We start from the raw sequence: 24,776 nt of genomic DNA on the forward strand, positions 1-24,776 counted from the left end.
AAGTTGGGCTTTTGTTGTTTTATGAAGTTTATAAAGCTTTATAAAAACAAAGGAAATGAGTAAAACAATTGGTTATATTTTGTGATGGAGCCTCCCTTTTGAGTCTCTCCCAATAAAAAAGCCCAACTGCAAAGTTGGGCTTTTGTTGTTTTTTAAGTATTATTTATCCATACTGATTCGTTCTGTTTTTTCTACTTTTTCATCCTCTTTTGGAAAGCCGGAGCGCATGATCTCATCCCACAAAGCTGAACTTACACCGAATCCATGTTCTGGATCAGAATAATGATGCAACATATGGTGTTGTTTAATTCGTTTAAAAATTCCACTCTTAAAGTTAGCATGATGCATTGCGTAGTGGCATTCGTCATAAATTAAATAACCAATCATAAAACCCGAAAAGAAAGACGCCAATATAATATCCGAACTAAAAAAGAAAGTAAACAAATAATAAACCAATGCTGCCAAAGGTATACTCGCAGATAATGGCATAACCAATCTTAATCTATCCTTTGGATAATCATGATGTACACCGTGAAAAATAAATGCTATTCTCTTACCCCACTTAGTTGTTGGATGATAATGAAAAACCCAACGGTGTAATGCATATTCGAATAAAGTCCAGAAAGCAAGTCCAAAGACAAAATACTGGATATAACTAAGAATACTCATATCTCCAGGACCTAAAGCAGTCCATGAAAAGTAACCAATTATTGGTAAGTAAAATATTAAAGGAACACTCCAATGGACTTTTGTCAATGATTCTAAAAAATCACTTTTAAACATCCTTGAAGATTCAGTGGAATTTGAAACAAAATTACGCTTTGCCATACAATTAATTTATTAATAAAATTGCTACAGATTATCTTTTGCAAAAATAATAATTATAAAAAAATATATAAAACACCATTCATCAAGTTAAAGTCACATTACTGACTTTTTAAACATAAAAGTTAAACCTATAAAAATATCTATAAAAGAAATCTAATTTAAAAATCATTATTTCATCAATTCTTTCAATTCATCTTCACTAAAAGAGTTTGCACCTTTGATATATTTATATATAATTTCTTTTACATCCCGATGCTGAAGAGTATATAGGTGGTCAATTATATAAGATTTATCCTTTTTGATATCATTGCTGTAATTTAAAATAGAAGGTGCATGAGTTTGAACACTCCACCTGATAAAACGAAGTTCAACATTACTGGGTTCTTCCTTAATTAAAGTCTCTAATAAATTTTTACCTTTATTAAATTGACCAAGTTTCCGGAATGGATTACCCATATGTTTAGCAAAAACCATTTCATAAACAGCTAAATAACCTCTATCAGTCGTTTCTTTCGCTTTAGCCCGTAGTAAATTCAGATTATTTTCACAAATACTTTCATCTTTCACTGCTAAAGAATACTCTTTACGAATTTTAAGAAGATTCAATTCTTGTGCTGAAGCATGAGAACCGATCATTAATAAAAATAAAAGAATCTTAATTGTCATAAATAAAAGGTTTTAAAATTAAATGTGTCAGTTTATTCTTGCTCTCTTAAAATTACTCAAAAAAAGTGCTAAATCTTAAAAAATTATCAGATATAATTATCAATGGTTAATAGGTTGAAAATACAACGTCAGTAAACGACTACAAATAAAACTAATGAAACCAAAATTGATTAGGAAAACCAATCTAATTACGAGTTTTGCATCATGAAATTACAATTAATACAAACTCCCTCTTGGTTTAAAGTAACTGGTTCGATAATATTAGGAATACTGCTGGGTTGCTTTATTGGGGAGATTCTTTTTTCTTTTTATCAATTGTTGACGTAAAAAGCAAAAAAAGAGTTTCATAACGAATAAAAATTTTCTAACAAAGCTTTCATTACTAATTGTTTTTGAGTATATTTAGATTACCGATTATAAATAAAAAAACAGCTGAAGTATGGAAGCAACTTAGAATATGAAATTTGGGACAGCATTGTTAACAGTGCAAAAACAAGGTTTGATTACAAACATATTTTATCTTTATTCAAAGAAACTGATAGTGAGATCATCGATAAATTTCTATTTCATGTTTTAGTTGCATTCGCATGTGGCGAAGATCATGCAACGATTTCAACAAACCTTTTTAATGAATTACAACAAATTGGTTTTGATTGTAACGAACAACAAATTGACGGGTTTATTGCTGACAAACACGAAACTTTCAGTATTGAAATATATGCCACCTATATTGCTTTTTCACTTTTAGAAGATGGTGAAGATCCTGCAATAATTTCCGCAACAATTCAAGATCTACTGAAGAAGCCAGAGTAAGAAATAATATTTTTTTCGATTATACGTATAAGTCCTTTGCAAATTTCACCTATTCACTATCTTCGCAAAAAAAGATGGTAGAAAGGGACAATTCACTGGATATTATACGTAGTGTAGGTTTATTGTGCATTATTCTCGCACATGTAAACCCACCCTTTACAATTTTTCAAATCAGAAACTTTGATGTTCCTTTAATGGTATTTATCTCAGGATATTTATTTGGGAACAAAAATCAAACCTTTAAATCCATAACCGATTTTACAACCTATCTATGGAAACGCTTTTTGCGTCTTGTTGTACCCGTATGGATTTTCTTATCGATATTTTACATCATTCAGTACTTTTTCCCCTTATCCTTTAAGATCAATTACACACAGTTTCCAGATATTATGATTTCGAGCTATCTGCTATTAGATGGCTTTGGCTATGTTTGGATTATACGCATCTTTTTAATGATTGCCATCCTAGGGCCATTGTTCAGTAAAGTCATTAAAAATAAATGGCAATTATTGATTTATTATGCCATTTATGAAATGGTCGTTCAGTTTTCAACTGATTTATTTCAACCAGGCGTACAAAAATACTTCAATCAATTTGGCACCTATAGCTTAGGTTTTCTCATTTTCTTCATGCTAGGAGCACAATACCGAAATTATGATGTAAGAACTAAAACACTATTATTTATCATAAGTGCTTTGATAAGTATTGGAGGCTTGATATATTTTAAATTCCACCTGGGAATACCATTTGATATTGGAGCATTGAAATATCCACCACATTCGTTTTATATTTTTTATGCAGTAAGTATTTTCTCACTTATATTTTGTATAAAACCAACTATTCAAAAATTAAACAAACCTATTTTAAATTTCATAGGCTCTTCAACAATTTGGATTTATCTATGGCATATATTATTTCTATTCTTGATCAATTTAGAAAACTGGTATTTAAATTGGATAGCTATTCTCACACTATCCATTATAGCAACATTTCTACAACAACAACTCATTAACAAAGCAATAAATCACTTTAAAATTCCCGCTAAGCAAGCAAAACAAATACGAATTATTTTTTGTTCCTAGTTTTTTAAGTTACAAATGACAAAACTTAACCAGGATAATATCATATTTTAATGTCAAAAATGTACCTTAGCACTATGAGTAATTACGCAGTTATTTTTGATATGGATGGTGTTATTTGTCACACCAATCCCTATCACGCTAAAGCTTTTGAAGCATTTTTCAAAAAATACAATATTGAAAGTAGTGAAGAAGAATTTCAGGAGCATATGTATGGTAAACACAATAGCTATATCATGCAACATTTTTTCAAGAGAACAATAGCTCCTGATGAATTGATCAAGTTAGAGTTTGAGAAAGAAGAACTCTTTAGAATTATTTATAAAGATCAGATCACACCAATAGCAGGTTACTTAGAATTTTTAGAAGACCTCAAGAGAAATGATTTAAAAACTGGAGTGGCCACTTCTGCACCTAAAGAAAATATGGATTTAATCTTAGATGCACTTCATATCCGATCCAAAATGGGTTCGATCTTATGTAGTGAAAATGTTAGTCATCATAAACCACATCCAGAAGTTTATCTAACGTCCGCTAATAATTTAGAGGTAGAGCCTATAAATTGCGTCGTTTTTGAAGATTCTTTTTCAGGAATTACAGCTGGTCTGAATGCGGGAATGACAGTAGTTGGCGTATTATCTACCCACACCAAAGATCAACTTCCAACCTGTCATGCATACATCAATGACTACACGGAGATATCAACTTACAAGATTTTAGAATTACTAAAAAGGGCTTGATAAAATTATCAAGCCCTTTTTTCTAATCTCTTTTAAGACCGAATTTTTCGATCTTACTATATAAATGACTTCGCTGAATATCTAAATCATCAGCAGTTTTAGAAACATTCCACGTGTTTTTCTCTAATTTATATTTGATAAACTCCTTCTCTGCAAAATCCTTAAAATCTTGAAAAGAAGCAAAGTTATCTAGATCAACCTTTCCACCATTTTGAGTCGTATGGCTAGATCCATTATCCGTATGTGCATGAGAAGAAATAGCATTCACCGTGTTTGAAGGATTTGCAAATGCAATAACATCCCTATCCGTAATAGATTTATCACTTAAAATAATTAAGCGTTCAATCATGTTACGTAATTCGCGAATATTACCCGTCCAAGGAAGATTACTCAACTCTTTTAATGCAGCAGGTGTAATTTCTTTTATTGGAACCCCATATTCATTACAAATTTCTTCACAAAAATTTTTCGATAATAAAGGAATATCATCCACACGTTCAGTCAATGAAGGTACGTGAATAAGAATTACAGAAAGGCGATGGTATAAATCCATTCTAAAATTCCCTTCATCAATCTCTTTAAAGAGATTCTTATTCGTCGCTGCAACAACACGAACATTCACATCAATTTCCTTATCACCACCTACACGGGTTATCTTATGCTCTTGTAAAGCCCTTAACACCTTAGCTTGGGCAGAAAGGCTCATATCGCCTATTTCATCCAGAAAAAGTGTACCATTGGTAGCTAATTCAAATTTACCAAGACGTTGTTTAATAGCGGAAGTAAAAGATCCCTTTTCGTGACCAAATAATTCAGACTCAATTAATTCCGATGGTATTGCTGCGCAGTTAACTTCAATTAAAGGACCTTCTGCACGATTAGATTTCTCATGCAACCAACGTGCAACAAGTTCTTTTCCGGCACCATTTGCACCTGTAATAAGTACGCGAGCCTCCGTAGGTGCAACCCGATCAATTGTTTCTTTAATACGACTAATCGCTTCAGATTTACCTAAGATTTCTTTGGTTTTATAGCTCGTTACCTTTTTCTTTAAAACTTTAGTTTCAGTAACTAATGAGACCTTCTCTAAGCCATTCCTTACCGTGATAAGTAAACGATTTAAATCAAGTGGCTTTTCTAAGAAATCAAAGGCACCTTTTTTAGCGGCTTCGACAGCAGTTTCTATCGTACCATGACCCGAAATCATAATAAAAGGAAGATCTGGATTTGTTTTTGGGCAGTTGCCAAAACCTCCATACCATCCATCTTATTCATTTTAATATCACAAAGAACAAGATCAATTTTTTCCTTCTTAATGATCTCTAAGGCCTCAATACCATTATCTACATCTAGTATATTATAATCTTCATACTCTAAGATGTCTCTTAGTGAATTTCTGATTGCCCGTTCGTCATCAATAATTAATATTGTACTCATAAAAGTATTATTACTCTTCCTTAAAGGTTATCTAAATTATTGGTAATATAGTAAAAAAGAAGCAAACCTTATAAGCCGGGTTCTGTAAACCGAAAAAATCGGAGTTTCTACCATTTATCTAGGCTAGTCATCACTAACTAGCTCCATCAACCTACCCATTACGAATCTTAGCCTAAACTAAAAGAAGACGAGCAGCCTTCGAATTTCGCAACCTATTTGGTCTTTCAACACACGAGGTTTACCGCAATGTATGTCGCCATACAAGACCGTGAGCTCTTACCTCACGTTTTCACCCTTACTCCGAAAAGCGGTATATTTTCTGTGGCACTTTCTGTCTGCTGTAACAGCATCCTTCCCGTTAGGAAGCGTGTTGCTCTGCGTTGCCCGGACTTTCCTCTCCTCCTCAAGGGAGCAGCGGTAGAACCAGTTTGCTTCTTCTGCAAAGGTAGGATTTAGATTGATAATTATTCCCTATAAATAAAGAAAAGAATGAAATTTTGAATTTAAAGTGCTTGTGCTATAGCATAACCAGATGCCCAAGCCCACTGAAAATTATAGCCTCCCAACCAACCGGTGACATCAACAGCCTCTCCTCCAAAAACAATCCCCTTACCCGCTTACTTTCTAGAGTCTTAGCATGCAGCTCTGCAGTAGAAACACCACCACGCATTACCTCTGCTTTATCGTACCCTTTATCTCCAGCAGCCTTGACTTTAAATTTATGAATAGTATCAATAATCAATTTTGCATCCGCTTTACTTAAAGATGCTATTTTAGTTTCTAAAGGAAGAAATTTACCCAGTGCCTCCACCATACGTTTAGTAAAGTAATCGTTCAAGATACTCGAAACCAAACGTTTTCCACCTTCATTACGTTCATCTTTGATTATTTTATCCAATTGAAACCGAGGTAAAAGATCAATATAAAACTCTTCTCCAGCACGCCAATAAGATGAAATCTGTAGAATCGCAGGACCACTTAAGCCCCAATGCGTAAAAAGGATGTTCTCTTCAAAACTAATCTTATGATTATAAACTCTAGAAAAAACTGAATTACCAGCTAAAGAAGCATACCATTCAGCCTCCTTTCCTGTAATAGTTAGAGGTACTAAAGCAGGTGCGGTAGGGACAATTGCCATGTCAAATTTCTTAGCCGTACGAATAGCAAAATCAGAGGCTCCCAACTTCGCGACAGGTAAACCTCCGCTGGCCATAACAACTTTCTTTGTCGTTAACTGCTGAATGCCCTTTTCACTTTCCACTGTTAAGACAAAGTCATCCTCAAGCTTTTCTATAGCTTTAACAACCGTGTTTAATCTTATATCCTGATCCGTAGCAAATAAGATCTTAGTAAAAACGGCTACAACATCTTTAGCCTTATTCGAAGAAGGAAATAATTGTCCCAACGTTTTCTCCTCACCAAATATACCATGCGACTCAAAAAAACTCAATGTATCATCTACCGTCCATTGACTAAATGCAGATCTTAAAAAGTCTGCATTCTCAGACACAAAATTATCGATGTCAGTACCCAAATTGGTATAATTACACCTTCCTCCGCCCGAAATTAGAATCTTAGCTCCAACTTTATCATTTCGTTCAATCACTAAAATTCGCTTACCTAATAATCCAGCTTGAGCAGCACACATGAGCCCACACGCCCCTCCCCCAACTATAATGGCATCATATTGCTTCATATTTATATATTAATAGCCTATTAGTTCATTATCTAATGAAATGACACGGCGTTCCGCCTGACTTTTTATCCCCAGTTCGATAATACGAATAACATCACGTCCTTGTTCTGCTGTAACAATTAGAGGAGTTTTCCCAAGAATAGCATCTGCTATATTTTGGTAATAATCAGGATAGCTGCCTAATTTCGAAGTAACGGTCTCTTCGATATCTTCGCCATTCCAAAGTAAATTTAATTTACCATAAATAGCTGGATCTTCTTTGCCCCAGTTTGGATCTTCATCAGGAAATGCACCAGCACGTAATAATTCCTCTTGAGGATCAACACCATTTTTAAGGAAGTTTCCGTTTAATGCAAATACAGTGTATCGCGGAGTCGGCTCTTTAGCAAGCATCCCTCCTTTCAAAGAAACACGCATTTCCGGGTAGTAAAGTAGTATTTCAAAATTATCAATTGCCCCCGCTCCAGGTCTTTGAATAGTCAAATCTGCAAATACAGCATTTGGTCTACCGAAGAGTTGTAGCGTCTGGTCAATTAAATGCGCTCCAAGATCATAAAAGATTCCTGAACCAGGCAGATTATCTTCTCGCCACGCACCCGGTCTAAGATGGTTACGGAAACGATCGTAACGAACTTCAAAATTCTTGATCTGCCCCAATCGTTCATCCTTAATCACCTCTTTGATCGTTCTAAAATCTGAGTTGAATCTTAAATTATGATATACAGATAAAATTTTACCACTTTCTTTTGCCAATGCGATCAATTCATCAGCCTGTTCAGATGTATTGGTAAACGGTTTTTCGACTACCACATGTTTCCCTGCTAGCAATGCCTGCTTAGCAAAAGGATAGTGCATATCATTAGAGGTAGCAATAACCACCAAATCAATGGAATCGTCATTTAATATTTCGTCAGCATGATCTACAGCCAACGCTGTAGGATACTTTTCACTTACAATTAATTTTTGCTCCGCTTTGCGAGCAGTTATTTTTACTAATTCTAGGTCAGCAATAGATCGCATCACAGGAGCATGAAATACTTGTCCTGAAATACCAAAACCAATTAAACCAACACGGATTTTTTGAGCCATCATGAGATAAATTACATACGTTCAGGAACTTCAATTCCTAATAAACTCATTCCTTTTGCAATAACTTTTGCTGCAGAAGCCGAAAGGTGCAAACGGAAATTCTTCACTTCTTCAATTTCTGCCTTTAAAATAGTCTCTTCATGATAAAACTTATTGTACAATTTAGCTACATCATAAATATAATTAGACATCTGCGCTGGACTGAATTCTTGAGCTGAGATTGCTATAATACTTGGAAAATTACCCAAAGTCATAATCAAATCACGCTCATAAGCCGATATGGATACTGGCACCGATACTTTCGACTGTTCATCAAAATTTACTTTAGAAAGAACAGACTTAATACGAGCGTAAGTGTATTGGATAAAAGGACCTGTATTTCCTTGAAAATCAACAGACTCTTTCGGATCGAACAATAAACGTTTTTTGGGATCAACTTTCAATAAGAAATATTTCAAAGCCCCCATACCGATGGTATTATAAAGTGCATTTTTATTTTCTTCAGACAAGCCCTCCGTTTTACCCAGTTCCTCTGTGCGCTCTTTCGCTGTTTCGATCATCTCACTCATCAAATCATCAGCATCTACAACTGTACCTTCACGCGATTTCATCTTTCCAGAAGGTAAATCGACCATCCCGTAAGATAAATGGAATAAGCCATCTGCCCAAGATTTACCAAGTTTTTTTAAGATCAAAAACAATACTTTAAATGGTAATCTTGTTCGTTACCGACCACATAAATAGAATCATTCATCTTGAACTCATCGTATTTCAATTGAGCTGTACCTAAATCTTGAGTAATATATACAGAAGTACCATCGCCTCGCAGGACAAGCTTTTCATCCAATCCGTCGGCAGTTAAGTCAATCCAAACAGAGTTATCTTCTTTCTTAAAGAAAACACCACTATCTAAACCCTCTTGAATGATATCTTTTCCTAACAAATACGTATTTGATTCATAATAATATTTATCAAAGTTAACACCTAGTTGCTTATACGTTTTTTCAAAACCAGCATATACCCAGGTATTCATTGTTTTCCAAAGATCAATCACAGCCTCATCACCAGCTTCCCATTGCTGTAACATCGCTTGTGCTTCTTTAATCAATGGCGCATTCTTCTTAGCCTCATCTTCAGTTTGACCTTCAACTTTGAGTGTTTCTATTTCTTTTTTATATTCTTTATCAAAAACTACATAATATTTACCCACCAAATGGTCACCTTTCATACCCGTAGACTCAGGAGTTTCTCCATTTCCGAATTTTTGCCATGCAAGCATAGATTTACAGATATGAATACCGCGATCATTTACCAGATTGGCTTTTATGACATCATAACCATAAGCCTTTAAAAGCTCTGCAACAGAATATCCTAATAGGTTGTTACGAATATGGCCTAAGTGAAGCGGCTTATTGGTGTTTGGAGAAGAATACTCCACCATTAATTTTTTACCATTCGAAGGAAATACCCCAAAATCAGATTTCACGATAGTCTCGTTTAAAAGAGAAATCCAGTATTCATCCGAAAGACAAATATTTAGAAACCCTTTAATAACGTTAAAATCAGTAATAGCTGAGATATGAGTTTTCAAATACTCACCTATTTCCGTACCAGTCTGCTCAGGAGATTTCTTAGAAAATCGGGTAACAGGAAAAGTTACAATTGTAATTTGCCCCTCAAACTCTTTGCGTGTCTCTTGCAGAGCAATTTGATTTTCAGAAATATCTGCATTATAAAGCTGTTTTACAGCTTGAACAGTGACTTCAATAAGTCTGTTTTGAATAGAATTCGCCATGTAATGATTATGTAAAATATGCAACTCCCTGAAATAGAATACAAAAATAATTCACATTCGCTATTCTTGTATTCATATTGAAAGTATATCTTTGCAAAAATAATAAAAAATGCAGAGCTATCAGGAATTTCTTGACCTAAGTGTTGGTTTTCCGCAAGACGGATTCGAAATCATCGACGACGAATTGTATTTCCACGATTTGAATTTAATGGAAATGATAGAAACGTACGGTACGCCGTTGCGTTTTACTTATTTGCCAATCGTCAGCAAAAAAATTCAACAAGCGAAAATTTTGTTTCAAACCGCAATTTTGAAACACAACTACAGAGGGTCCTACAAATATTGTTATTGTACCAAATCTTCCCACTTCAAACATATTGTTGAAGAGGCATTGAAGAATGAGATTCACTTAGAAACATCATCTGCATTTGATATGCCGATGATCGATTCCTTAGAACGTCAAGGTACAGTAAAAAAGACATTACAGTGATTTGTAATGGTTTTAAGACATACCAATACAAACAGTATATCATCGACATGATCCATGATGGGTATAAGAATATTATCCCCGTCCTAGATAACAAAGAGGAATTCAATCTCTATGATGATGAAATTGAATTGGATGAACCATGTGCTTTAGGTATCCGTATCGCATCGGAAGAACAGCCAGACTCACAGTTTTACACTTCAAGACTAGGTATTCGTATCGAAGAAGTATAGAATTCTATAACAACAAAATTGCGAACAATCCTAACTTCAAAGTAAAGCTGTTACATTTCTTTATCAATTCAGGTATATCGGATACCCCGTATTACTGGAATGAGCTAGAAAAATATGTTACATTGTTCTGTAAGTTTAAAAAAGTAAACCCAGACTTAGATACTTTAGATATCGGTGGAGGCATGCCTTTCAAAGATTCATTAGTGCATGATTTTGACTATGAGTACATGGTCAATGAAATTGTGAACAGGATCAAGCAGATCTGTGCACAACATGAAGTAATGGAACCGGATATTATTACTGAATTTGGTAAATATACCGTTGCCGAAGCATCAGGTATCCTTTACAAGGTTTTAGGTCGTAAATTACAAAATGATCGTGAAAAATGGTTTATGATTGATGGCTCATTTATTACAAACTTACCAGATGTTTGGGCTTTAAATCAAAAATATATCTTACTTCCGATCAACAATTGGGATTCTGAATATGAACGGGTAAACCTAGGTGGTATTACTTGTGATGGCCAAGATTATTACAATCAAGAAGCACATACTAGTTCAGTATTCATGCCTAAAACACGTAAATTACAATATCTAGGTTTCTTCCATACAGGAGCATACCAAGATGTATTGAGTGGTTATGGCGGTATACATCATTGTTTATTACCATCTCCAAAGCATGTACTGATTCGCCGTAACCGCGACGAAACATTCAATTACGAAGTTTTTGGTGAGGAACAAAATTCAAAACAGGTTATGAAATTATTGGGCTACCAATAAGCGCGTAGTCAACTCACAATAAAAGGTTAGAAATTTTCATTTCTAACCTTTTTTGTTTTATTTAATATCTGTTATTCATGATTAATTTGTATTTTAGGTATATAATACTTTAACCCAACCATAGTTATGACAGATTCAATTTATAATTGTTTATGGTTTGATGGTCAAGCCCAAGATGCAGCAAACTTCTACTGTTCAGTATTTAAAGATGGAAAATCATCTCATCCAATTCTCTGGTCGTTATTTTTGAAATTAACAAAACTCGATTTATGGGACTTAACGGAGGTCCATCATATAAACCATCAGATGCTGTCTCATTTGTCGTTGAATGTGAAGATCAACAAGAAATCGATCACCATTGGAATATGTTGACCGCAAATGGAGGTCAAGAAAATATGTGTGGCTGGCTAAAAGACAAATTTGGTTTTTCTTGGCAAATAATTCCTAAAAGAATTCATATGCTCATTTCAAATCCAAAAGCAATGGAAGCTTTGGTCAAGATGAAAAAAATTAATATAAAGGGTTTAGAAGAAGCATGCTAAAATAAGATGAATAACAGACTGAGATCGCCAGTAGTGCTACCAGGAAACTCTTATGCTAAAAATAAGATTATTTGTCTACCCGAAGCACCATTATCATTCGACCCGCCAAAACAATATGCATGCAATTGATATTATATCCATATAAAATATAACAAACCATGAAAGAAGAATTTATCAACTTACCTTTAACTAAAAATGATCAATTAAATCATTTTGAACTTCATATAGGAGAATACCAAGCCTTTATCGCATTCAAAGAAAGACCTAGTAAAGTTTGGCTCATTCATACCGAATCCGACCCTCAATTAGCGGGTCAAGGAGTAGCAACTGCTGTCATTGAAAAAACATTACAATACCTGAAAGAACATCATTACACCCTTTTTCCATTATGCCCTTTGGTATACGCGTATATAAAAAACATCCAGAATGGAAAGAAATCGTTGACCCAAGTTTTGAAGGATTTCAAGAGGATAAGTAGGTATTAATCATATTTTTAGATCATATTAAAAATAAATGTTTCAACAAATTTCAGTTGCAATCCATAAAATTAAGCTACCTTTGTCGCTTACAAATAAATAAATTAGATTGCAATTTCAAGATTTAAAACTCATAGCACCAATCCTTAAGGCATTGGAAGCTGTTGGATATACTACTCCTACCCCAATTCAGGAACAGGCGATTCCTATTATTTTTAGAAAAAATGATTTATTAGGTTGCGCTCAGACAGGTACTGGTAAAACAGCTGCCTTTGCCATTCCTATACTTCAAATGTTAAGTTATTCAAAAGTTAAAACTGCGAAAAAAAATATTCGTGCATTAGTTTTAACACCCACACGTGAACTAGCAATTCAAATTGAAGAAAATTTCAATCAATACTCCAAAGATCTTCCACTTAAAAGTCTAGTTGTTTTTGGAGGTGTCGGACAACAACCACAACGTGATGCCTTGAAGAGAGGTGTTGATGTGCTTATTGCTACACCAGGCCGCTTACTAGATCTATACGGTCAAGGATATATCGATTTAAAACATTTAGAATTTTTTGTTTTAGATGAAGCTGACCGTATGTTAGATATGGGATTTATCCATGACGTAAAGAAGCTAATTAAAATAATACCTGAAAAAAGACAAACATTATTTTTCTCAGCAACAATGCCACCTGAGATTCAGAAATTAGCAAATCATATTCTTGTTGATCCTATCAAGGTTGAAGTAACTCCAGAATCTACTACTGCAGAAAAGATCCAACAGGAAGTTTATTACGTTAAGAAAAACGATAAAAAAGATTTGTTAATCCATGTTTTAAAGGAGAAAAATATAAATCACGTGTTAGTTTTTTCTAAAACTAAACATGGTGCAGATCGCATCGTTAAAGATCTTGCAAAAAAGAATATTCAATCTGCGGCCATTCATGGAAACAAATCTCAAAGTGCCCGTCAAAATGCCCTTAAAAACTTCAAAGATCGTACACTACGTGTACTGGTTGCTACCGATATCGCTGCACGTGGTATTGATATAGATGAGTTGGCATTTGTAATCAACTATGATTTACCCAATATACCAGAATCATATGTACACCGAATAGGCCGTACAGGTAGAGCAGGTAAAGATGGTCAAGCGATTTCATTCTGCGACGAAGAAGAATATGCATTCTTACTAGATATCCAAAAATCCATCCGTATGGAGATCCCTTTAGTTGAGAAGCATCCCTATGCTTTACATATCTCAGGTGTAGCACCAAAGAAAGCTGGTACAGCAAAGAAATCTGGCAGACCATCATCTACATCCAGAAATGGCCAAAGTTCAAATAACGCTAGTCCTGGAGGAAATAGAAGAAGAACGTCATCCGGTCCAAGATCTGAAAATAGAAACAGAACTTCTTCGAGAAGAAGAGATTCTTAAAGCAAAAAATAATTACAAAAAAAGAGAGGCTTAGCCTCTCTTTGGTTTTTTATTACCATACTCCCGATCACGTTCGAAAGTATTCATATGTCTTTCTTTTTTCACAGGATAAACATCGTCAATAATGATCAAAATCCCTGTTTCTTCAACTTCACCAAACTCATCGTTAATTGCTGTCCCAAACGATTTCATCGTTGGAGATAGATTCATATAAGTGTTAATCAGAGGAGGAATATTCTCACCCAACGCACGAACCTTACTATTTAATAATTTATAAGACTCCTTATAATCTAATCCATCGAAAATACCTTCAAATTTAGAAAAATCATTTTCACAATTTAAACTTGGGATTGGTACCACTAAATTTTCATGATCAGGGAAGTGATACTCCATGAAATAAAGCAACAAATCACGGGCTTCTTTATTATAATGCGGATACATGGTCACTTTACCGAAAAGATACTTAATATCTGGATTAATCATCACTAATGCACCTAATCCATCCCATAGATTATCTAAAGAAAAGATTCCTTTGCGGTTATCAATTGCTGGTTGAAATTTTGGTTGGACAAAAGACCTGCCTAATTCAATTGTATAGGGCAAATAATCCGTTTTAAATCGTTCGGAAAACTGAAAATAATGAGCTGTTGATAAATTTGGGACACCATCTTTTACCGAAGCATTGGCACATTTGATGACACGATAGCCTGCAACAACTTCTTCTTCTTCAGGATTCCAGGCAATCAATTGATCGTAGCAATCTTCGCATGTATCATTTTCATCAATATCAATTGATAAACCAGTTCCACCACCAGCACCTCTAAACGTCAATTCTCTTAATCGTCCTATCTCCCGCATCACATTAGGTGCATTATGATAGTTAATCAAATATATTTCGTTATTTCCATTGTTGGTATATCGTATAAAAGCATCTTTACCTAATTCTGCCTTTAACAATTTTCTATCAACAGGAGCAATAATTTCTTGCATAATTCTATTTTTCTTGAGACATTCCGTAAACCAATCGCTTCACCTCTTCAGCCCATTTTTTTCGCCTTTAGATTGATCAAAATGTGTGTAAGATATTTTTTTGCCAATAACAATCGTCACAGTTTGGTTGCGTTGAGAAAACATTTCATCAGGTAGATAAAGCATTTCCAAATTTGCCTTTAAGCCAATCTTCTGTCTTAGCCTTGCAAAATTATAAAAAAAGTTAGAGTTTTTCCCCTCAATATAGACAGGTACGATATCTTTTTTATATTTCTTTGCCTTATTTATAAAACTTTTCTTCCATTCAAGATCTTCAATTCTTCCGTCTCCCTGTTTTCTAGAAACTAAACCCGCAGGAAATACCAATAAAGCACTATCAGACGCGTAGGCTTCCTCTATGGCGGCGATCCCACTTTTTCCTTGTCCCCCTAATTTATTTACAGGTATAAATAGCGGCTGAAGATTACCGACATTCATCAATATATCATTGACTAAAAATTTAACATCTTTACGGTACTGTCCAATAGCATGCATAAAAGCAATTCCATCTAATCCACCTAAGGATGATTTGAAGCAAAAATAACGCTTTCATCAATCGGAATATTAGCCGCACCTTTTAGCTCAACATTAACGCCTAGATCTTTAATTAAAGCATCAACAAAATCCAAACCTTTCAAGTCCGAAAACCGAGTCATAATATCATTGATATCGTCTTCATGTATAGTTCGTTCCAAATACTTTAATAAAAAAGATGGAATCCATTTTATCAACTTGGGACTTTTCTTGCGAATTACTTCTCTAACTTCAATAAATTTCCGACTTGCAACCTCACTCATAAAATTTCAGTACTATGATTTAACTTCATTATATATTCAAAATATAAATCGCACTTTTGTAAAAGTAGATAAAATTTGTACAATCCATTATCAATAATATATAAACTGTGCAAAGTTAAAGTAAAAATTTAATGACCTTTAATGCAAGAAAGCTTTTATTAATAAAAAAGGTTTTCTTTAAACATTTTACTAAATTTAAGGTCAATAGTATACAGATAAATTATCCATATGTATATAGCGAACATTCCTCTTTCACAAAACACGACGATAAAGCAATCTGACACAATTGCTTTTGCTTTAGATCGAATGGAAGATTTCCAATTTCATTTGTTGCCTGTTGTTGATGGTGATAATTATTTAGGATTTATTTCTCAAAATGATTTACTGAATGCCCTTGATGATCAAAATACAGTTGCTTCTGTTCATTTAAAAACTGACCCAATTTATATCAAGGCAAATCAACATCCATACGATGCGATCCGTTTAATGACAGCTTATAACATAAGTACTTTACCTGTGTTAGATGAAAACAATAAATTTGAAGGAGTATTGACTTCTTTAGAGTTGGTAAAAACGATTTCAGTATTGCAATCACTAAATGATATAGGAGCAATTATTACCTTAGAAATTGGAATACATGATTTTTCTTTATCTAAAATAGCACATCTAGTTGAAGCAGAAAATGCTCAAATTTTAAACTGTTCAACAAAAACAGTCCCTGAAAATGCAACATTGCTTGTGACAATGAAAGTAAATAAGTCAAACATCGCTTCTCTACTATCTTCCTTCGCACGACAAAATTATAAAGTCATTGCATCTTTCAATACACTGCAAGAATTTGATGATTTAGAAGATCGTTACCAACAACTCATGAATTACATCAATATTTAGCAATACGCTAGTTTTTTCTCATCTTTGGCAAAATAATGCAATCATTACTGCTAGAATAAAAAATACTGTACAATATGAGAATAGCAATTTATGGTAGAGAATTTAGTCCTTCAGTTATTCCCCATGTAAAGCATTTACTGGAATATTTAAATGGGAAAAATGTTGAGATTTGGATCTACGACAGCTTTTATACTTTTCTACAAAAACAATTTGACTGTAATAAAACCTTCTCCACTTACAGCTCTAATGAGAATCTGCCAAAAGACACAGATTTTATGTTAAGCCTGGGTGGTGATGGAACTATGTTATCAGCAGTATCACTAATCCATAATTCCGGAATCCCTATTGCAGGCATAAATTTCGGAAGATTAGGTTTCTTAGCATCCATAAATAAAACAGATTTTGAACCTTCAATTGATCAAATTCTAGCTAAAAACTATAAAATACAAAAAAGAGCATTATTAGCCGTAGAATCGCCTGACAGAGAATTATTTGGAGGAAACAGTAATTATGCCTTGAATGATATTACCGTTTTTAGATATGATAGTTCTGCAATGATCACAGTAAATGCGTACTTAAATGGCGAACTTTTAAACTCCTATTGGGCCGATGGTCTAATTATCGCGACACCAACAGGATCTACGGCATATTCATTAAGTTGCGGAGGACCTATCATTATGCCTGGAAGTGGCAATTTCGTAATTACCCCAATTTCACCACACAATTTAAATGTTCGTCCAGTAGTTATATCATCTGAATTTGAATTAGCATTAGAAATTGAAAGTCGTTCCGAAAAATATATATTGAGCTGTGATTCTAAAAATGAAACAATAGAAAGTAATGTCAAACTAAAAATAACTAAAGCGCCATTCTATATTAATTTAATCAGATTAGAAGGTGAAAGCTATTTTGAAACACTCCGGGAGAAACTACTTTGGGGCTTAGATGTAAGAAATTATTAGCGTTAACATGAATTTGTAATCCGCTATTCGTCAAAAAGATTTATATTTACCGCACGATATTTTAAAGAATCTGGTTAATATAAGTTATCCTTATGCAGCAATACTTAAAAATTAATGAAGAAAAAATTGCTTAATGGCAAGCGCAATTTCTTGAGGATATTAGGAAATTACATTTTTCAAATGAAAATCACACCTGATACAAGGAAATCTGACGTAGCACTTCAAACTAATTTAATAATTTAATTGCAGTGGTAGTTTGTATACAACGACATTAAAATAAGTATACACGATTGAAATTAAAACAGGCATCAGGCCAATTTCAACAACTATCTTACGAAAAATCGATACACTTGTAGCATATATTTAGAAATAAATGTTTTTACCAATCGTGAGATAGGCAGAAGTAAAGAAATAGAAAATGAGCATAATAGATCATATTGACAAAAACAATCTTCCTCAACATATTGCTATTATTATGGACGGCAATGGAAGATGGGCAAAAGAAAAAGGAAAATTACGGATTTTTGGTCATCAAAGCGGAGTAAAAGCTGTAAGAGAGGCACTAGAAGCAACTTACAGGTTGGCGTAAAACACCTGACTTTGTATGCTTTTTCAACAGAAAACTGGAATAGACCCAAGCTAGAAGTAATAGCGTTAATGGAGTTGCTGGTATCTTCGTTAAAAAAAGAAGTGAAAACTTTCCAAAAAACGGTGTTCGTTTAAATGCAATTGGAGATCTATCTAAGCTCCCTAAAAATTGTCAAGAAAAATTGCAGGAAACAATGAATTTAACTGCCGGCAATGATAAATGTATACTAACATTAGCATTAAGTTATAGTTCGCAGGAGGAAATCGTCCAAGCAACAAAAAAAATAGCAGAAAAAGTTGTTAAAGGAGATCTGAAAATTGAGAATATAACAACCGAGGTATTTCAGGAAAATCTCTACACTTCAAACTTACCAAACCCAGATTTATTAATCCGAACAAGCGGAGAATATCGAATTAGTAATTTTCTTTTATGGCAGATTGCTTATGCTGAATTCTGTTTCTTAGATAAGATGTGGCCTGAATTTGAACAAGAAGACCTTTTTAAGGCAATTCTTGACTATCAAAAGCGAGAAAGAAGATTTGGAAAAACAAGTGAACAGATCTAATCTTTATTAGTAACTTTGCTGACTGATTTTAAACCTTCATATCTGCTGGTTCTTAAATTTTTCTTAATTAACAAAAATTAACAACTGATTGGTGTACTTTAGCATCAATAAAAATTTATAAATGAAGCGCATACTATTTGTTATATTATTTTTAGCATGTACCCAACCACAATTCGCACAAGCTCAAGTGAATGGAACTGCTATAAACCTGAATGACCCCGACCAGATAAGTTATTTATCCCCTAAAGACTATATTATTGGTGGTGTTACTGTTTCGGGAACGCAGCATCTTGACAACAATGTATTAATTACCATCTCCAAACTTGTCGTTGGCCAATATATTGAAGTTCCTAGTGAGGCCACATCAAATGTCGTGAAAGTGATGATGGCACAAGGACTTTTTGATGATGTCCAATTATGGGCTGAAAAAATAGAAGGTGAAACTATTTTTCTAAACATTCGTGTTAACGAAAGACCTCGATTAACCCGTATAGACATTAACGGTTTAAGTAAAAGTCAAACAGAGGAAGTTCGTAAAAGATTAAAAGATAACGCAGGTAAAGTTGTCAATGAAAACTTGATCAATACAACACGCAATACAATTCAACGTTTTTTAAGAGAGAAAGCTTATTTATATCCAGAAATTAAGATTAGTACTATTAAAGATACTACTCAAGCTAATAATGAGATATTAATTGCTGATGTTGACCGTAAAAATAAAGTTCGTGTTAAAAAGATAACATTTACAGGAAATAAGGAATTCACACAAAAACAGCTTCGTAAGAACTTAAAAGGTGTTAAGCAAAAAGCTTGGTTCCGTATTTTTGGACCTGGAAAATTCAAAGAAGAAAAATATAAAGAAGCAAAAGAAACTTTAGTTGCGAAAATGCAAAACAAAGGTTTCCGCGATGCCGAAATTATCCAAGATTCCGTAATTAAAGTTGATGATAAAAATGTCTTAGTCAATATTGATGTGTACGAAGGCCCTAAATATTATGTTGGTAATATTAAATGGTCAGGAAACGCAAAATATACAGACACAGTCCTAAATAGAATTTTAGGAATCCGTAAAGGTGATATTTTTAGTGAAGAAAAATTAACGACTAAATTGATGGGTGGAGGCAGAAATAGTGATGATATTTCTTCTCTGTATATGAATGATGGTTATTTGACATTCTCAATTGATCCTGAACAAACGCGTATTTATAACGATACAATTGATTTAAATTTGCGCGTTTATGAAGGTGCACAGTTCACCATCAACAATATTATAGTAAAAGGAAATGACGTGACCAATGATCGCGTAGTATTGAGATCTATTCGTACAAAACCAGGTCAAAAATTTTCAAAAGAAGCTATCATGACTTCTGTTCGTGAAATTGCACAGTTGGGTAATTTTGATGAACAGAAAACAAATCCAGTTCCAGAAAATATTAACCATGCGGAAGGAACAGTAGATATCGTTTATAACGTTACAGAAAAACCTTCCGATCAAGTTGAACTATCAGGTGGTTACGGTGCTGGACAAATTATCGGTACCTTAGGTTTAACGTTCAATAACTTCTCGACAAGTAACTTCTTTGATAAGAGCTCTTGGAAACCACTACCGCGCGTGATGGACAAAAATTGAGTGTTCGTGGACAAACTTCAGGTAAACGTTACCAATCTTATAGTTTCTCATTCTCAGAACCTTGGTTAGGCGGTAAAAAACCAATTTATTTTGGTCTTAGCGCCTATACATCAAGCTCTTCTTACGGAGGTTTTAACTACTATACAGGAGAGCAGATGGTAAAAGATTCAGATCTTAACCGTATCTGGATGACTGGTGTTACCGCAACATTAGGTAAGCGTGTACAATGGCCAGACAACTGGTTCCAGGTAAATACTTCCCTTTCGTTCCAACGTTACAAACTACAGAACTATTCAAACTATTTCTTGTTTGACAACGGTACTGCGTACAACATTAACTTAACACAGGAAATCAGCCGTAATACAATTGATGCACCGATTTACCCTACTTCAGGGTCCAATCTAAAGTTTTCAGTACAACTTACGCCTCCATATTCATTGTTTAACAAAATTAACTACGAAACATCTGCACCGGAAGTTAAATACAAATGGACTGAATACCACAAATGGAAATTTGATTCACAATGGTATGCAAAGATTGCTGGTAAATTGGTGTTCAAAGCACAGGCACAGTTCGGTTTCTTAGGTAGCTACTCCAACAAAACAGGAATCTCTACATTTGAGCGCTTCAAACTAGGTGGTGACGGTATGCAAGGATTTGATTTCCTACAGGGATCTGAAATCATAGCAATGCGTGGCTATGCAAATGGTTCCATTATTCCAGAAGGAACACAAAACGTTAATATCGCTATGCGTTCAGGTAGTCCAATTTACACCAAGTATCAAATGGAATTGAGACATCCTGTCATGTTAAATGAACAAGCAACAGTCTTTGTATTAGCTTTTGCTGAAGCTGGTAATACTTGGAACAAATTCTCTGAATACAATCCATTTAAAGTAAGACGCGCAGCAGGTGTTGGTGCACGTATCTTCTTACCTATATTTGGTATGCTAGGTATCGATTACGGTCACGCATTTGATCCGATCCCAGGTTTACAAAGTAGCCAGTGGAAACAAAATTTCACATTCAGTATCATGCAAAATATGGGCGGGTTTTAATCGCTGGATTACCCCAAACCTCAGGTACTATCAAAATAAAAGGAAAGGCTTTCACCATTGTGAAAGCCTTTCCTTTTACCACCGATTTCTTAAAAAGTCGAGAAGCTTGCTTTAAACACTAAGTTTTCAATTATTCTAAAAACGCGTTTCATCTCCTATGCCAAAAGTATAAAATACCATACTCACATCCAGCAACTCGATTATACCCCCCTCGAAAAAGCACCTATAAAAAACGATTATAAGTGATACTACTAATTTAACGGAACAAATAAAAAACACGCATTAAATGCTACATATCATTGATAATATTTCAATAAAAGTTCCAACAAAAAATGATAATTCATCAAATCATCATTAATCACTAGAATCTATACTACTCATAACATGAAGGAAAAAGGGCAAACAAGTTAAATAGTGTTAAACCCGAAAAATATCGCATAGATTGCTTCTTTTTTATTATTTTTGGGCAGTAAGTTTACTGGAGATGATTTTCCCAAATTAAACTATTGGATTTATCCATGGTCTTAAAGTAAATTAGTGTTAAATAATATATTATAGTCTATAAAACTTTCAGAGAATATGAAAAAAATAGTTTTAGTAATAGCATTTGTCGTAGTTACCATATCAGCTACTTTTGCACAAAATTTTGCCTATGTTAATTCAGAATATATTTTAAAGCATATCCCTGAATATACAGCCGCACAAAAACAGTTAGATGATCTTTCTCAAAAATGGCAACAAGAGGTAGATCAACAATATGCTGAAATAGAAAAAATGTATAAAGCTTATCAGAATGATCAAGTTTTACTAAATGAAGATATGCGCAGACGTCGCGAAGATGAAATCGTGAAAAAAGAAAAAGAAGTAAAAGATTATCAAAAACAAAAATTTGGTTTTGAAGGCGAGTTATTTAAACAACGTCAGCAACTGGTTCAACCTATACAACAACGCGTGTCCAAAGCAATTCAAGATATAGCACAAGCGCAAGGATTCGATCTTGTATTAGATAGAGGTCAAGAAGTAACATTCCTATATGCAAATCCAAAATTGGATAAAGTAATGACGTCATTATTAAATTAGGATTAAAACCTAATTCAGCACTTGCAAACTAAATATTAGTTTATTAATATTGCGAGAACAAATACCAGTAGTAGTAAGTATTAAATTAGAAACACAAAAATTTGTCTCATTATAATTTGAAGAGACGATTTAAGATTAAAATGAAAAGAATGAGAAATTTATTTAAAGGTGCTATTGCATTTGTAGCAGTTATTTTCGCTACTCAGTTAGCTCAGGCACAACAAAAAATTGGTCACGTTAATTTAGCTGAAGTAATTCAGGCAACACCAGAATTCAAAACAGCGGAAGGCCAATTGAAAACTTTAAGCGACGGAAAAACGAAAGAGCTTCAAGATATGTATGCGATGTATCAAACGAAACAAAAAGAAGCAAATGATAAAGCACGTAACAGAAGCGAAGCAAACAAAGAGACTGTTGATGTTGAATTACAAAAATTAGGTACTGAACTACGCGATATTGAAACTCGTATCAACGAAAACCAACGTGTTGCTCAAGAAGAATTAAACAAAAAAGAAGAAGAGTTGATTTCTCCTATTCATAGAAAAGTATCAGATGCACTTACTGCTGTATCTAAAGAAAAAGGATTTGCTTATGTTTTTGATATATCAAGCACAAACATTCCTTATTTCCAAGGCGGAGATGATTTAACACCTGCTTTAAAAACAAAATTAGGTATTTCTGCAACAGCTGCTCCTGCAACTCCTGCAAAAAAATAATTAATTAAATCCTGAAATAAATTCAGGTCATAAAAAAACAGCAGTCCCTTCAAGGTCTGCTGTTTTTTTTATGACCTTACCTTACGAGACTGTAACGTAAACTGTGTCAACGGAATAATTTAATAAGATTTTTTATATTTAATTATTCAAACGACATGGTCATGAAAGAAAAGACCCCATTCGACTTGAACGCTTCAAAGATGAAGCTATGCAAGGTCTTTATAACGGGAAGAGTTTATCTCCCAACGACGGCGTTCTGGCGCCCCTAATGAAGCATTTACTAGAGTCTATGATGGATGGCGAACTAGAGAGTCACCTTCAGGAAGATAAAGCCTCAGGTAATCCCAATCGTCGTAATGGTAAGACTAAAAAGACTGTCCGCGGCCTTAATACAGGTACTTTTGAACTGGAGTCTGGACGGGATAGATCCGGTACATTTGAGCCTAAGGTAATTCCCAAGCCTCAGCTCATTATTACAGAACAATTAGAAGGCCATGTCCTGAGTATGTATGCCAAAGGGATGAGCACACGTGCTATAAGTGATTTTATCCGTGAGATGTATGCTATGGATATTTCTGCAACCGAAATATCCCGTATCACAGAAAGTGTTATGCCTGCCGTTAATGAGTGGCGAAGTCGTCTGCTAGAGGCCGTCTATCCCTTTGTTTTCCTGGACTGCATGCATTATAAAGTCCGTCAGAACGGCACGGTTGAATCTAGAGCTATTTATAATATATTAGGTGTAGGAATGGATGGACGTAAAGATCTGATAGGTCTTTATAGTTCAGAGAATGAGGGTGCGAAGTTTTGGCTATCTGTTCTTACAGACCTAAAACAGCGTGGTGTCGAAGACATTCTAATTGCCTGTATCGATGGTTTAAAAGGCTTTCCTGAAGCTATTGAAGCTATTTTCCCTAAAACTAAAGTTCAATTATGTATCGTCCACCAGATCAGATCAAGTATGCGCTATGTTACAGAAAAGGATAAAAAAGCTGTCATTGAAGACCTAAAGCCCGTTTATAAAGCTGTTAACGAAGAAATGGGTTATGAAAACTTAATTATCTTCGAAGAGAAATGGGGTAAGAAATATCCAATTGCTGCTAAATCCTGGTTGGATAATTGGACGAACTTATCTACTTTTTCGAGTATGATGAGCAGGTCCGCAAGACTATCTACACCACTAATCCTATTGAAGGAATGCACCGTCAGGTCCGTAAAATTACGAAAACTAAAGGTGCATTCAGTTCTGAGCAGGCTCTTATGAAGTTGATGTATCTGATAATCAAGGACATCTCTAAAAAGTGGACAATGCCGATGCACAACTGGGGCTTGACGATATCCGGGCTTTATATTAAATTTGGAGATAGGCTCAAGCT

Annotated in this window: 16 protein-coding genes, 1 other RNA gene and 7 pseudogenes; 15 read left to right on the top strand and 9 right to left on the bottom strand. The window is 34.3% G+C overall.

Annotation, left to right across the window (positions count from 1 at the left end; translation table 11 throughout):
* Positions 1-159: 159 nt before the first annotated feature.
* Entirely contained in the window at positions 160-828 is a 669-nt protein-coding gene (locus L950_RS15115; protein ID WP_021188273.1) for a sterol desaturase family protein, read from the bottom strand.
* Between the two features lie 168 nt (positions 829-996).
* Entirely contained in the window at positions 997-1,494 is a 498-nt protein-coding gene (locus L950_RS15120; RefSeq protein WP_021188274.1) for a hypothetical protein, read from the bottom strand.
* Between the two features lie 887 nt (positions 1,495-2,381).
* On the opposite strand from L950_RS15120, the gene L950_RS15125 reads away from it, so the two are divergent.
* Positions 2,382-3,389, top strand: coding sequence for an acyltransferase family protein (locus tag L950_RS15125; RefSeq protein WP_021188275.1), 1,008 nt, complete (start codon positions 2,382-2,384; stop codon positions 3,387-3,389).
* A gap of 74 nt (positions 3,390-3,463) precedes the next feature.
* A complete protein-coding gene (locus L950_RS15130; protein ID WP_021188276.1) occupies positions 3,464-4,126 on the top strand; it encodes an HAD family hydrolase in 663 nt (220 codons plus the stop codon).
* Between the two features lie 22 nt (positions 4,127-4,148).
* Here L950_RS15130 and L950_RS15135 read toward each other — a convergent pair.
* From L950_RS15135 to argS, 5 genes and pseudogenes are all read right to left on the bottom strand, one after another.
* Positions 4,149-5,563 (bottom strand): annotated as a pseudogene (locus L950_RS15135) (sigma-54-dependent transcriptional regulator).
* A gap of 55 nt (positions 5,564-5,618) precedes the next feature.
* Positions 5,619-5,997: RNase P RNA component class A (rnpB, locus tag L950_RS26640), an RNA gene on the bottom strand.
* Between the two features lie 69 nt (positions 5,998-6,066).
* Positions 6,067-7,259: pseudogene (locus L950_RS15140) on the bottom strand (NAD(P)/FAD-dependent oxidoreductase).
* 9 nt (positions 7,260-7,268) lie between these two features.
* Positions 7,269-8,351 carry an oxidoreductase gene (locus tag L950_RS15145; protein WP_021188277.1) on the bottom strand — a complete coding sequence of 361 codons (1,083 nt, stop codon included), beginning with the start codon at positions 8,349-8,351 and terminating at the stop codon, positions 7,269-7,271.
* An 8-nt stretch (positions 8,352-8,359) separates the two neighbouring features.
* Positions 8,360-10,143 (bottom strand): annotated as a pseudogene (argS, locus tag L950_RS15150) (arginine--tRNA ligase).
* Positions 10,144-10,252: 109 nt separating this feature from the next.
* On the opposite strand from argS, the pseudogene L950_RS15155 reads away from it, so the two are divergent.
* From L950_RS15155 to L950_RS15170, 5 genes and pseudogenes are all read left to right on the top strand, one after another.
* A pseudogene (locus L950_RS15155) lies at positions 10,253-11,642 on the top strand (arginine decarboxylase).
* Positions 11,643-11,768: 126 nt separating this feature from the next.
* Positions 11,769-12,014, top strand: coding sequence for a VOC family protein (locus tag L950_RS35515; RefSeq protein ID WP_262507103.1), 246 nt, complete (start codon positions 11,769-11,771; stop codon positions 12,012-12,014).
* Positions 11,912-12,184, top strand: coding sequence for a VOC family protein (locus L950_RS15160; protein ID WP_021188278.1), 273 nt, complete (start codon positions 11,912-11,914; stop codon positions 12,182-12,184). The genes L950_RS35515 and L950_RS15160 overlap by 103 nt, the downstream gene beginning before the upstream one ends.
* Before the next feature lie 158 nt (positions 12,185-12,342).
* Positions 12,343-12,669 carry a GNAT family N-acetyltransferase gene (locus tag L950_RS15165; protein WP_231577301.1) on the top strand — a complete coding sequence of 109 codons (327 nt, stop codon included), beginning with the start codon at positions 12,343-12,345 and terminating at the stop codon, positions 12,667-12,669.
* Between the two features lie 100 nt (positions 12,670-12,769).
* Positions 12,770-14,083: a DEAD/DEAH box helicase gene (locus L950_RS15170; RefSeq protein WP_021188279.1), complete on the top strand. Its 1,314-nt coding sequence runs from the start codon at positions 12,770-12,772 to the stop codon at positions 14,081-14,083.
* Between the two features lie 30 nt (positions 14,084-14,113).
* On the opposite strand, the gene L950_RS15175 is transcribed toward L950_RS15170, so the two are convergent.
* Both L950_RS15175 and L950_RS37360 read right to left on the bottom strand, forming a co-directional pair.
* The gene (locus L950_RS15175) at positions 14,114-15,073 is read right to left on the bottom strand and encodes a GNAT family N-acetyltransferase (protein WP_021188280.1); all 960 of its coding nucleotides are present in this window, start codon (positions 15,071-15,073) and stop codon (positions 14,114-14,116) included.
* Between the two features lie 39 nt (positions 15,074-15,112).
* A pseudogene (locus L950_RS37360) lies at positions 15,113-15,909 on the bottom strand (1-acyl-sn-glycerol-3-phosphate acyltransferase).
* Positions 15,910-16,137: 228 nt separating this feature from the next.
* Between L950_RS37360 and L950_RS15185 the strand changes: the two are divergent.
* The 8 genes and pseudogenes from L950_RS15185 to L950_RS15215 form a co-directional block, all read left to right on the top strand.
* A complete protein-coding gene (locus tag L950_RS15185; protein WP_021188281.1) occupies positions 16,138-16,800 on the top strand; it encodes a CBS domain-containing protein in 663 nt (220 codons plus the stop codon).
* Between the two features lie 74 nt (positions 16,801-16,874).
* On the top strand, positions 16,875-17,762 hold the full coding sequence (locus L950_RS15190) for an NAD kinase (RefSeq protein ID WP_021188282.1): 888 nt from the start codon (positions 16,875-16,877) through the stop codon (positions 17,760-17,762).
* 475 nt (positions 17,763-18,237) lie between these two features.
* A pseudogene (gene uppS, locus L950_RS15195) lies at positions 18,238-18,916 on the top strand (polyprenyl diphosphate synthase).
* 121 nt (positions 18,917-19,037) lie between these two features.
* The gene (locus tag L950_RS33415) at positions 19,038-20,546 is read left to right on the top strand and encodes an outer membrane protein assembly factor (protein ID WP_231577305.1); all 1,509 of its coding nucleotides are present in this window, start codon (positions 19,038-19,040) and stop codon (positions 20,544-20,546) included.
* A complete protein-coding gene (locus tag L950_RS33420; protein ID WP_231577306.1) occupies positions 20,510-21,604 on the top strand; it encodes an outer membrane protein assembly factor in 1,095 nt (364 codons plus the stop codon). The genes L950_RS33415 and L950_RS33420 overlap by 37 nt, the downstream gene beginning before the upstream one ends.
* Before the next feature lie 579 nt (positions 21,605-22,183).
* Positions 22,184-22,684: an OmpH family outer membrane protein gene (locus L950_RS15205; protein ID WP_316930661.1), complete on the top strand. Its 501-nt coding sequence runs from the start codon at positions 22,184-22,186 to the stop codon at positions 22,682-22,684.
* Between the two features lie 149 nt (positions 22,685-22,833).
* Positions 22,834-23,400, top strand: a complete 567-nt coding sequence (locus tag L950_RS15210; RefSeq protein ID WP_031287178.1) for an OmpH family outer membrane protein — start codon at positions 22,834-22,836, stop codon at positions 23,398-23,400.
* A 208-nt stretch (positions 23,401-23,608) separates the two neighbouring features.
* Positions 23,609-24,776 (top strand): annotated as a pseudogene (locus L950_RS15215) (IS256 family transposase); the annotation flags it as partial.

Origin of the sequence: Sphingobacterium sp. IITKGP-BTPF85 (genome assembly GCF_001006065.1) — a bacterium.
Classification (GTDB): Bacteria; Bacteroidota; Bacteroidia; order Sphingobacteriales; family Sphingobacteriaceae; genus Sphingobacterium; species Sphingobacterium anhuiense.